A 14174-nucleotide genomic window follows, 5' to 3' on the forward strand; every position below is an offset into this window, starting at 1 on the left:
TGGCCTGCATTCTATTTTCGATTTCCAGTGCAGTAGGGATAGCTGCTGACAATACCTACCAGCTCATTCAAATCGGGCAAGGTAATATGGCAGAAGCTGATCAGAGTGATCCTGGCGTGAATGGAAGTACTATCATTCAACTACAAGTTGGTGCCAATAATGAGGCTACGGCAACTCAGATTTTTTTGACAGAATCTAGCACTATTGTACAGAGGCAGATTGGTAGTAATCTATCTGCCTCTGTACAGCAGAGGGGGGTCACAACTAACTCAACCTCTGTTCAGTATCAGTTTGGCACGATGAGCACGGTTAATTCACTTCAAGCTAATTCTGAAAATAACTCTGCTTTTGTCTTGCAGAGTGGAATAGGACTTGATGTATCCATCTTACAGACCAATGCCGGTGATAATTCGGCTGTTGTTCGGCAGTTTGGTAATAATAGTAGTTCTGGAATTTTTCAGGATAATAATAGCTTTGGAAATATAGCGGTTCTTTTTCAAGCGGGTGACAATGGAGGATTTAACATATCACAAACTACCGCGAGTGACAGCTATGCTTCTGGCGTCCAGGTGGGAAATGCTGTTAGAGTGGAAATTGAGCAGAAGTTTGTCGTCGGCTCCAGTTCTTTTGTAATTCAGCGTGGTAATAATAACTTCGTAACAGTTACTCAAGAAATTCTAGGAAATGATAGTTATATCCTGCAAAGTGGTACTAGCCTTCAGGCGACTCATGATCAGGTGGGTGAATTCAATACTGCAATTACCGAACAGCGCGGCGGTATCAATGTTGCTGCGACAGGGCAAACGAGTCAGTTTAATTTTGCTGAAACCTTCCAGTTAAATGGCTTGCTTAATCAGTCCGTAATTAACCAGACTCAGGGGTTTAATACTGCAGCGGTTGTACAGGATGGTGATTCCAACCAAGTGGGGATAACGCAGGGAACAGTAAGTAATATAGCTACTGCCACTCAATTTGGAAATAGTAATACTGTGCAAGGGCTTCAGTAAGTTGGCTTTTAGCGGCCAATTCTATATCAGGTTAGACAACGGACGCGCCGATAATTTCCCTAGAGTTATTTAGTGACGCATCACTTGATAGGATTGTTTGAATAACTCGGCTGGTTCGGGCTTTTCCAATTGCACATTAAAAATAAAAAGGTTCTAGTAAGGTGAGAAGACTTTTAATGCGTCATTAAAAACGCATAAGCATAGATTTCGGAGGCATTTAAAGTTTTGCTTTAATTGTTGCTATACTTCTTCGTATATCAAAACTCTTTAGCAAACATTTATTCTCGAGAAAATGATGAATCTGAAGGTATGTGCATCATTGGCATTATTAACAATCTTTATATCAAAGCCAATTTTCTCTCTAGCAGATGTTCAGTGTGGAGATACGATAACGACTGCAGAAGTTCTCAGTCAGGATATTTCCTGTGATCTTGATACACAGGTCACAATAGAAGGGCCTTCCGGAAGCCTGGACATGAACGGTTATGTACTTACTTGTGAAGATAGTGATAGCGCAGGGATCTCTCTTGAAGGTTTAGGAGCAGTATTAGTAGGAGGTACCATAGGCACTTGTGGAATTTCTGTCTTTTTAGAAGGCGATGGATTTCATTCAGTTCAAGGTTTGATTTCTGATAGTCCAGGGGTGGGTTTTATAGTGGAGAGTGACAACAATTCTATTAATGGCTCAATGTTTCTTTCAGGTGGCCCTGGTAGCATTGGTTTTCAACTCAATGGGGATTTCAGTCATATTTCAGGGAACTCTCTAAGCGGTAATAGTGATGCCATAGCAGGGATTGTCATTGCGGGTAGTTTCAGTCAGGTTATTCAGAATACCATTGATGGATCTATTTTTGGAATTATTATAGAGCCTCCAACTGTTAATGGATTGGTGGTGCAGAATGTGATATCGAATTCTTCAGATAGCGGTATCATGATGGATTTTGATATAGTGGATCCACCCTCAATGAACTACATTATTTCTGGAAATCAGGTGACTGGTAGTAATGGTGAAGGTGATTTGGTAGATGAGACTCCTGATGCTTGCCTCTCCAGTAATACTTGGTTTGGTAACATATTCGATACAGCTAGCCCAAGTTGCTTGGAATAATTGAATTCTTGTTATTGGTGGGAGAATAGCGTGTTGCTTGCTCAATAAGTATGCCATCCAAAGCTATATAGCTCTGATTAGAACCTCTTTTGTCTTAGCGCCATGGCTAATATCAGGAGAAGACAAAATGAGACTGTCATTGATATGGGGACGAATTTCACTGAAGGTATTTCCATGTATCCTTGTGAAACTGTAAATTGCGGAAGTGAAGGCAAAAGAAAAGTTGAGCAGTGCGGATGCCATATCGTGCCCACCTTTAATTTTAGTAAAGTTTCAAAACCCTTAATGTTGGTAGTTTGTCGTAGTTAACTAATTACCTGAATAATAGTATGCCCACTATATAATTAGTTGTAGTAGTTCAGACTTCAAGGGCTGAAAATAGTAGCTGCCTTATGGTATGTCTTTACCTGCAAAAGCATCACCGACCGCCTTAGTCTAATGTAGTAACAGACCATGCTTTCGAATCTTTCTTAATGCTGATATTCGATCACTTAGTTGTTATCACTTTATGCTAGTGTTCGCCATAATTCACTGGGGTATTTAAAGAAGTAGTTATGGAGAGAAATGAGCCCGATGGCACTCCAAATCCGTCATTGGCTGAAAATGCCCGGTTCAGCGAACACCATTCGGCTGACTATTACATTGATGAAACTCCCGTTTGGTGTGATGGAACCTCGATTCCGCAGAATATTTTTACGCCAATGCAGTGGCGAATTTGGTGGCTTGCGACAGCTGGTAAATTTTTTGAGGGAATGATCGTCTTCATGACTGGGGTATCCCATATTTTAATTGCTAAAGAATTTGGTTTGACCGCCTTTAGTATGGGCTTTGTGACATCGGCGACATTGTTTGGAATTCTGGTTGGAGCGATAACCCTAGGAGGGCTCAGCGATCATTATGGCCGGCGGAAAATGTTCATCGCTGAGATGATCATGTTTATCTTTTTCCTGGTGATATTGACCTTCGCAGATTCTTATCTCGTGATTGTTATTTCATTATTTGGTCTGGGATTGGCGCTTGGGTGTGATTATCCCACAGCTCACATGATGATCTCTGAAAGTATGGCATCGAGGATGCGGGGCAGGTTAGTTCTCGGAGCCTTTAGTTTTCAGGCTGTTGGAATTTTGGTGGGTACAGGTCTCGCATTTTTGGTCCTCTCTTGGTATCCCTCTCTGGAAGCTTGGCGGTATATGTATGCTGCGGCGATTGTTCCAGCGATTTTGATCACGATTGGTCGTTTCTATATTCCAGAGAGTGCGATGTGGCTTCTGGCTAAAGGTCGTATGCCTGAGGCGGAGAAATCTATCAGCCAACTGTTGAAAAGAGATCCGCCATACCCATCCAGATTCTTATTGAAGAGTGTTGCCACAGCGGAGACGAATGAGAAAAAGATAGGTGAACTATCGAGTATTAAGCATTTACTTCAGGATAAGAATTCTCGAAAAGCAATCAAACTCTCTTCTATTCCCTGGTTTTTGCAGGATTTGGGAACCTATGGCGTTGGTATCTTCACGCCAGTAATTTTAGCGAATGTGCTTGGATATGCGTCACCTCATGCACACTCCATTTCGGAATTAATCCATAACAAAGTCGAGGCGGCGAAAGGGGCAGCATTAATCGATGTAATGCTGGTAGTTGGCGTTATTCTAGCAATTATATTTGTGGATAGGGTGGGGCGTATCCGTTTGCAAGTTCTTGGCTTCCTTGGTTGTGCACTAGGCCTTCTTATTGCCGCCTATGGAGAATCTTTAAATACCAGCCAGCAGTTACCATTCATTTTCGGGGGGCTTATGTTGTTCAACTTGATGAATAATCTGGGGCCAAATTCTCAGACTTATCTAATCGCTGGGGAGGTATTCCCGACCCGCTATCGTGGTGCTGGTGCGGGATTGGCAGCATCCGTCTCAAAGTTCGGGGGTGTCGCAATCGCATTTTTTTTTCCAATTTTACTTAGCGACATTGGCGCAAGTATGTTGCTTAATGCACTAGCGGTGACTTCCTTGATTGGCGCAGTGATAACCTGGAAGTACCGGATAGAAATGACGGGGAAGTCACTTGATGACGTTGGCTAATCATTAAAAAGCCATGGAGTTCCTCGTTAAGTACTTCACCTCCGAATGTACAGATACATCTGCATGTTATTGATAATGGCAAGCTCATATTTTTTCTAAAGTCTAATTGCAGCTGGAATGGTTTCTGAGAGGCGTTCGAGTAACTATAAGTTTAATTGTTAATTATGCCTAAAAAATAAGTCGGCCAATATATATTTAACTTACTGGTCAGTAACCGTAAGGCGCGCCGCTGTCAATTTGATCAGTCCTATCTTGATTGTTTTAAAGAGTTTTATTTTTTAGGGTTTTTGATTTTGTAATTTTTGGTGTGTGGGCAACAGGTGAGGGGTAAATAAGTTTTTTAGCTTGCGTTCTTTATTGTTTTAAAGGTTGGAATTAGTTTTCTCTATGTGCTTTATTCCTTTCAATTTAATTGTAAATAAAAAGTCCCGGCGTACCGGGACTTTTTATTTCTTCTTTTAGTTATGGCTGGCTCACAGGTTTTGAGCAGGCCAGGTAAACATCCAGTTGGTTGTTTATAAAGCTCAAGCCGCTCAAAGATAGCCTGACCTGATCAAAATCACTATTCGTGGTGACTAATAGCAGGCGGTGATTGCGTGCACCGTTGACTTTGAATGGAGCGAGACGATATCCACTAGTGGACTCCCCTGTAGCTACTCCGTCCAAGTATGTGCTGATTGTGATGGTGTTCAGGTAGATGATATCCAGCAGTGGTGTGGTGTGCTCTACCAGGAAACCGACCACATGGCGTCCCTCTTTAACCGAGTGGTGGTTGATTTGAATATGAGTAGAGCCGCCTGCACCGCTGACAACTTCCATTCTGGCTGCATCAGATAGGACACCGTTAAATACCCTTTCTACTGCAGTAATAGAACATCCATCACAGGGCTGTTCAATTCCGTAAGTCAGGTCTGCATCTACACCGTTAACAATCTCCAAGTCTTCAAACGCTGCGCAGGACAGGCCTGATTCGAGGTCGCAGGCGTCGCCGATACCATCGTTATCAGAGTCCTCCTGGTTGGGATTGTGAGTCTGGGGACAGTTATCGAGATCGTTTTCTACTCCGTCCCCATCCAGGTCTGCATCGCAAACATCTCCCACTCCATCACCATCAGTATCGGTTTGGTTTGGATTTGGAATCGCGGGGCAGTTGTCGACGGTATCATCAAGGCCGTCATCGTCGCGGTCGTTATCGCAGAGATCTCCGGCACCGTCGTTATCGCCGTCTTCTTGCCCTGGATTCGGAATCATTGGGCAGTTGTCGACGTCATCATTAACGCCGTCACCATCCAGGTCTTCGTCACAGGCATCCCCAATACCGTCACCGTCAGTATCAGTTTGGTCGTTTGGCGTTAGTGGACAGTTGTCATCGGTGTTGTCTATGCCGTCGCCATCGGCATCACCATCACATTCATCGCCTGTACCATCGCCATCCGTGTCTGATTGATCTGGGTTAGGGGTCGTCGGGCAATTATCTTCACCATCGTCGTGGCCATCGTTGTCGGTATCACTATCGTCATCACAGACATCGCCGATGCTGTCGCCATCCTGATCGGCTTGGTCGCTATTTGGAATAGACGGGCAGTTATCGGAAGTATTGGGCACATTGTCGTCATCTTTATCACTGTCACAGACATCGCCAACGCCATCCTGATCGATATCCGACTGATCGCTGTTGGCAGTATCCGGGCAGTTATCGTTAGCGTTATCTACGCCGTCGTTATCGTTGTCGCCGTCGCAGGCATCGCCGATTCCGTCGTTATCACTATCTTCCTGTAGTGTATTGCTGACGTAGGGGCAGTTATCGTCGTCATTGAAGATACCATCGCCATCGAGGTCTGGATCGCAGGCGTCACCAACTGAATCCCCGTCGGTATCTGCTTGATCACTATTGGACTCAGTAGGGCAGTTGTCGGCTACGTCATCGACGCCGTCGTTGTCGTCGTCGCTATCACAGATATCGCCACTGCCATCCCCGTCAGTATCGAGTTGGTCTGAGTTGGGTATCGATGGGCAATTGTCGGTATCGTTATCGGTGCCATCTCCATCCAGGTCGCTATCGCAGGCATCCCCGACACCATCTCCATCCTGATCAGTTTGATCGGTGTTGGGGATGAGTACACAGTTGTCGACGCTGTCAGGTACCTGATCGCCGTCGACATCGGTGTTGTCATCGCAGGCATCTCCGTAACCGTCGCCATCTGTATCTGTTTGATCTGCGTTGGGTACCAGCGGACAGTTGTCATTTTCATTTTCAACGCCGTCATCATCGCGATCGCTGTCGCAGGCATCGCCGGTGCCGTCGCTGTCGGTATCGGTTTGATCATCGTTGGCAACTGCCGGACAGTTGTCATTACTATCGTCTATACCATCGCCGTCATCATCGCTGTCACAGCTATCGCCTTGCCCGTCACCATCGATATCGCTTTGGTCTGAATTGGCAGTAGCAGGGCAGTTGTCATCTTCGTTATCAATGCCATCACCATCCTGGTCGCTATCACAGGCATCGCCGACACCGTCTTCGTCGATATCACTTTGGTCGGTATTGCTATGGCTGGGGCAGTTGTCGTTCTCATCCTCGACAGAGTCATTGTCGTCGTCGCTGTCACAGGCGTCGCCAATGCCATCTCCGTCGTTATCGTCTTGGCTCGGGTTGTGGGTGGATGGGCAGTTGTCATCTTCGTTATCGATACCGTCACTGTCCGCATCGTCATCGCAGGCATCGCCTATACCATCGCCATCCTGGTCGGTTTGTGAGGAGTTGGCTGCGGTTGGGCAGTTGTCGTCTTGATCGTCTACGCCATCACCGTCGTCATCGCTGTCACAGGCATCGCCAATGCCGTCTCCGTCAAGGTCGGCTTGGTCTGGGTTGGATACGGCTGGGCAGTTATCCTGGCCATCGTCGTGGCCGTCATTATCAGTATCGCTATCTTCGTCACAGGCGTCGCCGATACCGTCATTGTCCTGATCCGACTGGTCTGGGTTGGCTACATCTGGACAGTTATCCAAGCTGTCGGTGTAGTTGTCCCCGTCGCGGTCGTTGTCGCACACATCCCCGACGCCGTCGCCATCGATATCTCCCTGTTCACTATTTGAATCAGCAGGGCAGTTGTCAGAATCGTTGGGGACGTTGTCGCCATCCAGGTCGCTGTCACAGGCATTACCTATGCCGTCGCTATCACTGTCGGCTTGGTCCGAATTCGGGGTTTGTGGGCAGTTGTCTGAAGTGTCTGGGTGGGAGTCGCCATCGTCATCAGTATCACAGGCATCACCGCTGCCGTCGCCATCTAAATCATCCTGGTCTGAATTACTAACACTCGGACAATTGTCATTATCATCATCGATACCGTCACCATCTGAGTCTGTGACGCCAGGGGGCGGGAGCAAATCATCGGCGGCATCGCCCCGGCCTCCATCAGAACCGCAGGCACTTAAAAGCACCACTGAAAATAGTATCGCAATAAGCGAAGGTAGACGCATGGTCATAATCTCCCGAACAAAATCCATTTTTGTTATCTGTCAGACAAACGCAGTAGACCTATAAAAAATACGCCTGCAATAAATCATTTATGCTGGCGCACTTGGGCTCCGGCTTATTTTTAGATAGATGTCATTATTTTGGTTGTGCATATTTCTAATACTAAAGTTATGGCGCGCAACCGTTTATGAGTGTGGTAACTATGCGTTCTTTCTCACTAAAAGTGTGATGAATGGCGAAATTTTGGCGGGATAATTTATGGGTGATAAAGCATGTAATTAGTAAAGATAAATTCACGCCATTAAAAATATCGGAATAGATAATTTGACAGTTTGTTTTGCTATTGGTCTTGACTCTTTCTAAAGTGGAATCTGATTCTGAGCCTGATTAAGCCGCTGCTAAGATGGGGAGTTACCCCGCCATTTCTAGTTGATTATAAATCTTGCAGGCAGGTATTTAGATCGAAGTATATTGACTAAGCCTTATTTAATAACACTCTTTGAAATCGCCTGGTGTAAATCAGGTGAGTCAAGGGCATCGACATCACCTGGGTTTATAGGCTGTGAACTTTCTATTTAAGATTTAACTTCATTTCCATAAGTGATGGTTGGAAGCCAACTTTTTCATAGGCTTTTATCGCTGAGCTATTTTGAGAGTAAACATCAAGATAAAAATCTTGAACTCCATTCTTTTTACCCCATGCAATTAATTTTTCTATTAGCTTTGAGTTAATGCCCTTTCCTCGGTGTGCTGGTGATACATACATAAAACCCAGATAAGCATGCCGCTCATGATCAAGAGATATTTTTGAGCTTCGAATCTGGGCATATCCCGTTCCAATAACCTCACCTTCGATTTCAACTACCAGAAGATGTGAGTCATCAGATAGTATCAACTTCTCCATATCATAATAGAATGCTGATTCAGCTTTAATGGATGAATTGTATGGCCTTTCGGCTTCGATAAGACACTGTTCCAGCTTAAGTAAATCAGGAAGGTCTTCTATAAGTGCTGTTCTAAAATTTAACATCTCTATTTTCAGTGGTGATAGATTTGGTAATGAAAACTGCTCCAACTCTACAAAGGCCTGTATCTGACTTTGGTGTGGGCTAACAAAGCTAGACAAATTTCTATTGAGTGGCGGTTAATTCATACTTGTATCTGGCCTCTACTGCAGGCCGTGATCTGTGTGATTGCGTGAGGATAGCAGATTGTAAGTCTTGAAGCAGCTTTTGTGATTCAAGCCTTGCTTGTTTAGGAAATTAGCCCCAGGGCCCTGTCAATTGTCCAATACCCGCTGGCTATTCCAACTGGATAAATAGCGTATTTTGATTGTGTTAGAAAGTGTTGATACAAAATTGAGATCTTCCAGATCGAGAATATCCACTGAACTGTAGATGATAAGAAAATCAAAACCAAGACAAATAATGTCTGCCCCAGTTCTACACCTATATTAAAGCTAAATAATGCGGTGATTTTATTGCTGTGAGGAAGGCCTAATTCCGCTAGCGCACTGGCAAAACCAAATCCGTGAAGTAACCCAAAGCCACTGGCAACAATCGCAGGATAGCGTCGGGTTAAACTCGTTTTACTCTGTCCATTATGCGCGTATACAATTTCTGCGGCTAACAGCATAATACTCAATGGGATCAACACTTCAACAACATCTACTCTTATGGTGAATAAATCTAAACTTGCGAGTCCCAGGGTGAGGGAGTGGCCTAACGTAAATCCGCTAATCGCTATTAAAGTGCTTCTAAAATTTCTGGCGATAAAGACTAAACATAACACGAATAGTAAGTGATCATAGCCCTCCAATATATGTAAGAAACCTGCTTCAATATATTGTTTGACACAATCCCAAATAGTTAGGCGGGAAGGTAAATTTATCTCTAAGACCTTGGGGCCATTAAAGAGATTAATAGTGTCACCGTCTGATTTTTCAAAATGAATTAAGCTCGATAAGGCTGGATTGGCAATGGGGTATGTGATTTTTATTGTTAGGAGATTATATGGTCTTGTAAAATTGTTTGGGTGGGGGTTCCTGCATAGGTAACTCTTCACGTTGGGTCCGGCAGGCCCTGTTATCTCTGGTTGTATTTGGCAGAATTCGCCCTTTAAATGTATCTCAGGTTCAGTGCCTGGCTGCATGATAGGGGGGATTTTCCATCGAAGGATATATCTGCTTTCCGTGACTTCTTTTAACTCAATGTATATCGGTCTTCCGTCATGAGCGAAACTAACATTACTAATTATTGTAAGTAACAATAAGAATAGAATGGCTTTGATGATCTTGTAGGGATTTTTAGTTGGCATAGGTGATGTCCACAGGAACATATGGTATCGAGGCATCACTCTCTATTCTGTAGCCTGCCAATAGCTCTTGTATCCTAAGTTGTCTGTTTTCCTCCATTTTATTTCGTCGATAATCCTCAAGTACTAAGGGGGAGGCTTCTCTAAAGCTGGGTAGACGGCTTGTTTTGTTTTCACTAACCAAAATTAGATGTAGACCATACGGAGATTCAAATGGACCGGACCAGGTATTCAATGGTAGTTGAAAGATACTTTCTGCGAAATTATCTCCGAAGTGGCTGGCCACTAGATGGGGAGTGCGATCTACATAATTCCGATGAAAGATAAATCTATCTCCGTAGAGGGCGGACTCCTCGAATGGAACTGACTGCTTTATTAAGTGGTTCAAGTTCTGTTTGACAGTCTCCTCTAACTTTTCTGTAGAGTGCCGCCTAAAATCAAAGAAAACATGAGTAAAGGTAAAAGATGCTTCAATTCGATATTTTTCGAGATGAAGCTGGAAGTAGTTTTCCAGGTCTTCTTCACTAATATCAGTGTTACTGGAAAAGCCACCATTTACATAGTCCAGCTTTTGAATAAGGCGTCGTCGTATAATCTGATCATGCTTCTGCAGGCCTAGATTAAGGGCTTCACGGTAAAGTACTTCTTCTTTAATGTAATCATTAATCAGGTTGGACTTCTCTGGCTGAGTCAAGCCCTCCCAATAACGCCGTGCAAAATTCTGGTTAAATGTTTTTTTCTGGAATTGGAGGTGCTCAATTAGTATGTCCTCGCTGATAAGCAAGGTATCTTCATAGTTGGTTCCATTTTCCTCTATTAACAACTCTGCGAAAACGAACAGAAATAAAGCGATAATACAAAAGTGTACCAGAGGCTCCCTCTTCAGAATCTCTAATTTCCGCTGCATGAAGCTTCCTCCATTGAAACCTGCAGAGAGTATTGATATCAGTATGTAAGCGACTTTTTTAGATATGCTATTTGCTTGCTTTGGTGTCGAGGTTCCTGCCAGTCTTAGGGGGTATACCAAATTGGGGATGTATAAGCGCGCTCCTGGATAACGGCGGGTCCTTCAGGCGGTACCTGAATATTTCCATTATTGATTTCTTTTGCAGCTATCGCATCGTAGAGTGAATGGCGTGGGGTAGGGATTTGCAATACCCGAACATAGTAAAAGGCTCTTTCGTTCATATTAAACTTTGGATCTTGCCATAGGGTTGATAACTCTATGGAGCCAATGTTGTTAGTGTATTGCCCCGTTTCTCGATTTACCGTGTCCCCCACAGGCCTTAGCTGCCCCTGGTTATCAAGCGTGCGTTCCCCAGACCAGGCAACATTAAATATTTTTTCATGGCTGTTTCCTGTTGAGTCCAGCCAAGATTTAACCACCTGAACTCGATCCAGATTTGCTCCTTTAGGATCTTTTGTCGCGCGTATAAGTAGCTGAATTGGTTGGTCAGTTCCTTGTGGTTTCACTAAATCACCCCCCATAGGTACTCCATGGGAATAACCTAGTTCAGCAATATTTTCAGCATCGATGGCGTGCTTAGGAAAATTCCAGCCTGCAAAGACGCGCACCTGAATTCTAGGGCCTGTAGTGGCATATACTTCACGGCGTTTAAATGCAGCAAAAAGGCTTTCTCTGGTATTTTCTTCAGCCCAAGCGGCGGCGAGTCCAGAAGCGGACATGTTCCAACCTGTAGCCTTGGTTCCGCCAATGACAGTGTTAGTTCGCTTGCTGCTTGGTACTGAGTCATGGGCAAACTTGCCCCAAAAGTTATTCTCCTCAGCAGTTGACATACCCGTATGTGAATCTGTGGACCCCACAAACCCCAGCTTATAAGGGTTTACACCAATTTTCTTCTGCATTTCCAGTCCTGTGCGTAAGGCGGATCGGACGAAATCACCTTTAGCGACACGGTACGACTCCGGGTCAGCTTGCAGATAGAATGGATAATTCTCAAAGTCTGCGAAAGGATCGTCCGGGGAAAGCGTTGAATGGGTTTCTGAGTCCCCCTTAATTTGCGTTATTTCAACCAGGGGCTCCCAGCGCATGCGTGTACGCGCATACTGTGTATCAATTGGCTCACCACGCAGAGTGGTTTCTGCAAACATATAACCTTTGGACACATTGGAATTGTGGGGGATCGCAATGAATTCACTGCCAGTTCGTTTAGATGTCTCGTCTAACCACTGCCACAAATCTGCTGGGTACTGGCTCTGATCAGACCCAAAAGGAAGATACTGCTTAGCTTTTTCCGCCCCATCTGGGGAGACAACCACCCGGTGTAAGTTGGCCCCGGTTGGTGTTGAGCTCCATTCCCAGCCAATAAAACTGGTAAAAGTGCCCGGGTTATTATGGCGCTCTGCGGCATCGACTATTGCACTCCATGCGCTTGTCCGGGTCTTATCCAGATCTCCAAGAACGGGCTCAGGGGGCGTGTTAGCTGGGTCCTGGACAGGGTCAGCGGGAGCTACTGTGTCTAGCGCCTTTTTGGGCAGTAACTCATTGAAAATATCCATACCTTCATTTATTGAGACTTTATATCTAATATGCTGCTTGGCAAACCAGCGCATCATTGACTGGTATAAGGACATATCGCTGTCGAGCTCATCTGTTTCATTCACCACTGCCCTCATAACTCCCAGCCCTTCAGCGTGATCTGAAACCACGAGAAAATCCAACGGGGTGTCTATACGTACTTTTGCATGAGTGTAGGGGTGAATAACCGGCTGCCCCTTGGCCCACCGATAAGCGGTGTCCGGAGTTGCCGAATAATTTTGGCTTAAGAAGGCATCGAATGAGTAGGAGGTATGAAGGTGCATATCTCCCCAGAAAACCTGAGTGGGCTCACTAGCAGTAACACTTAGGTGAGTGATGGATAATGTAACCCCTACCAGACGTGCTATTCTTTTTATGGGATTTTTCATATTTCCAATTACCAGCGTCGGCTGGCTATCTTTTAGGTGACTAGATCCTCTTAACATGTCAGGATCGTTAGGATAATCTTGGTAAATAAGGAAGTGATTGATTAGATGCTAATCATTTGGCTTTTAGGTTTCTTTGCAAATAAAGCCAATCTCTTGACCAATTAGGACACACTTGTAGATGGCTGAGTATGGACACACGACCATTGCAACTTGGGTATTACCTATTATTGAGGCCCTAAAACCATTCTGTTCTACCCAAGAAATTTTGCAGCGTGCAGAAATTGACCCCAAATGCATAGTGGACGCGAACCAGAGAATTCCTTTAGAGAATATGAAAAAACTATGGGGTCTCGCTGAATCTATATCAGGTGATGATTGTATCGGCCTGCAAGTCACTAAGTATGTGAATCATACAAACCTTCACGCTCTAAGCTATGCCCACTTGGCCAGTAGCTCCATCAGGGAGAGTTTACTAAGATCTGCTCGATTCTCAGAAGTGGTTACCACCGCTATGCGAATCAATGTTCATGATGAACAGCAGCAAGTAGTAGTATCCTGGGAAAAGGTTGACAATTTTCCATATGATCCAAGTATTCATGCTATAGATGCCTTTATGGCTTTGCTAATAAAGTCCATCAGAAAGATATGCCCTGATGTGCATCATCATTTGATTTCTATTAATCTGGAGAGGCACAGACCTGCCACCCTTGAGCGGCATCAATTGATGTATAAGTGCCCAATTAACTTTTCGGCAGACATTTGTGAGATTAGATTTAAACAAGAGTTTGTTGATCGAAAGCTCTCTTCGGGAAACGATGAGCTGGTTAGAGTTAACGAGCAAGCCCTAATTGGTTATTTGGAACGTTTGCAGAAGAATGACATGGTTAGTATGACCAGTAGAGTGCTTGTTGATCTAATGGCTACAGGTAATTTTTCACAAGAGGTCGTGGCCAAGGAGCTTGGTATTAGTAGCCGTGGTTTGCATAGAAAGCTAAAAGAAAGAGGTTCCAGTTATCAGACTGTGCTAGATGAAATACGCCAGTATCAGGCTGTGCAGTACCTTAAGCAAAACGATACCCCGATCACGTCAATTGCCTACAAATTAGGATTCTGTGATACCAGTAGTTTTTCGAGAAGCTTTAAGAAGTGGACTGGGCAATCTCCACGAGAATTTCGGACTAAGCTTAGTAGAGATACCTCAACAGAAATCTGTTTAGATTAAGAGCGATTTAATATCACAAAAGTGAAAATGCCCGGCAGTGCCGGCG

The 14174-nt window shown here is 44.5% G+C and carries 9 protein-coding genes; 4 read left to right on the forward strand and 5 right to left on the reverse strand.

What is annotated here, in order from left to right; translation table 11 throughout:
* The first annotated feature begins 86 nt into the window (after positions 1 to 86).
* The 3 genes from ACG1BZ_RS06150 (at position 87) to ACG1BZ_RS06160 (ending at position 4187) form a co-directional block, all read left to right on the forward strand.
* Complete coding sequence (locus ACG1BZ_RS06150; RefSeq protein WP_413664845.1) at positions 87 to 1007, forward strand: hypothetical protein; 921 nt, start codon at positions 87 to 89, stop codon at positions 1005 to 1007.
* 292 nt (positions 1008 to 1299) lie between these two features.
* Positions 1300 to 2115 carry a hypothetical protein gene (locus tag ACG1BZ_RS06155; RefSeq protein ID WP_413664846.1) on the forward strand — a complete coding sequence of 272 codons (816 nt, stop codon included), beginning with the start codon at positions 1300 to 1302 and terminating at the stop codon, positions 2113 to 2115.
* A gap of 554 nt (positions 2116 to 2669) precedes the next feature.
* Positions 2670 to 4187, forward strand: coding sequence for an MFS transporter (locus ACG1BZ_RS06160; protein ID WP_413664847.1), 1518 nt, complete (start codon positions 2670 to 2672; stop codon positions 4185 to 4187).
* A gap of 462 nt (positions 4188 to 4649) precedes the next feature.
* Here ACG1BZ_RS06160 and ACG1BZ_RS06165 read toward each other — a convergent pair whose 3' ends face one another.
* From ACG1BZ_RS06165 to ACG1BZ_RS06185, 5 genes are all read right to left on the reverse strand, one after another.
* Positions 4650 to 7694 carry a thrombospondin type 3 repeat-containing protein gene (locus ACG1BZ_RS06165; RefSeq protein ID WP_413664848.1) on the reverse strand — a complete coding sequence of 1015 codons (3045 nt, stop codon included), beginning with the start codon at positions 7692 to 7694 and terminating at the stop codon, positions 4650 to 4652.
* A gap of 542 nt (positions 7695 to 8236) precedes the next feature.
* Entirely contained in the window at positions 8237 to 8791 is a 555-nt protein-coding gene (locus ACG1BZ_RS06170) for a GNAT family N-acetyltransferase (RefSeq protein ID WP_413664849.1), read from the reverse strand.
* A 128-nt stretch (positions 8792 to 8919) separates the two neighbouring features.
* The gene (locus ACG1BZ_RS06175; RefSeq protein WP_413664850.1) at positions 8920 to 9981 is read right to left on the reverse strand and encodes a HupE/UreJ family protein; all 1062 of its coding nucleotides are present in this window, start codon (positions 9979 to 9981) and stop codon (positions 8920 to 8922) included.
* A complete protein-coding gene (locus ACG1BZ_RS06180; RefSeq protein WP_413664851.1) occupies positions 9971 to 10885 on the reverse strand; it encodes a peptidyl-prolyl cis-trans isomerase in 915 nt (304 codons plus the stop codon). The genes ACG1BZ_RS06175 and ACG1BZ_RS06180 overlap by 11 nt, the downstream gene beginning before the upstream one ends.
* 104 nt (positions 10886 to 10989) lie before the next feature.
* Positions 10990 to 12906, reverse strand: coding sequence for a DUF3604 domain-containing protein (locus tag ACG1BZ_RS06185; protein WP_413664852.1), 1917 nt, complete (start codon positions 12904 to 12906; stop codon positions 10990 to 10992).
* A gap of 178 nt (positions 12907 to 13084) precedes the next feature.
* Here ACG1BZ_RS06185 and ACG1BZ_RS06190 point away from each other — a divergent pair, with 178 nt between their 5' ends.
* Entirely contained in the window at positions 13085 to 14128 is a 1044-nt protein-coding gene (locus ACG1BZ_RS06190; RefSeq protein ID WP_413664853.1) for an AraC family transcriptional regulator ligand-binding domain-containing protein, read from the forward strand.
* Positions 14129 to 14174 lie beyond the last annotated feature (46 nt).

The sequence above is a fragment of the Microbulbifer sp. CNSA002 genome, from assembly GCF_047324085.1.
Classification (GTDB): domain Bacteria; phylum Pseudomonadota; class Gammaproteobacteria; order Pseudomonadales; family Cellvibrionaceae; genus Microbulbifer.

What these genes read in the sequence shown, in the direction of transcription:
- ACG1BZ_RS06150 (WP_413664845.1), top strand. Translation starts at nt 87, where the DNA reads ATGGCAGAAGCTGATCAGAGTGATCCTGGCGTGAATGGAAGTACTATC.
- ACG1BZ_RS06185 (WP_413664852.1), bottom strand. Translation starts at nt 12,906, where the DNA reads ATGAAAAATCCCATAAAAAGAATAGCACGTCTGGTAGGGGTTACATTA.
- ACG1BZ_RS06160 (WP_413664847.1), top strand. Translation starts at nt 2,670, where the DNA reads ATGGAGAGAAATGAGCCCGATGGCACTCCAAATCCGTCATTGGCTGAA.
- ACG1BZ_RS06180 (WP_413664851.1), bottom strand. Translation starts at nt 10,885, where the DNA reads ATGCAGCGGAAATTAGAGATTCTGAAGAGGGAGCCTCTGGTACACTTT.
- ACG1BZ_RS06190 (WP_413664853.1), top strand. Translation starts at nt 13,085, where the DNA reads ATGGCTGAGTATGGACACACGACCATTGCAACTTGGGTATTACCTATT.
- ACG1BZ_RS06155 (WP_413664846.1), top strand. Translation starts at nt 1,300, where the DNA reads ATGATGAATCTGAAGGTATGTGCATCATTGGCATTATTAACAATCTTT.
- ACG1BZ_RS06165 (WP_413664848.1), bottom strand. Translation starts at nt 7,694, where the DNA reads ATGGATTTTGTTCGGGAGATTATGACCATGCGTCTACCTTCGCTTATT.
- ACG1BZ_RS06175 (WP_413664850.1), bottom strand. Translation starts at nt 9,981, where the DNA reads ATGCCAACTAAAAATCCCTACAAGATCATCAAAGCCATTCTATTCTTA.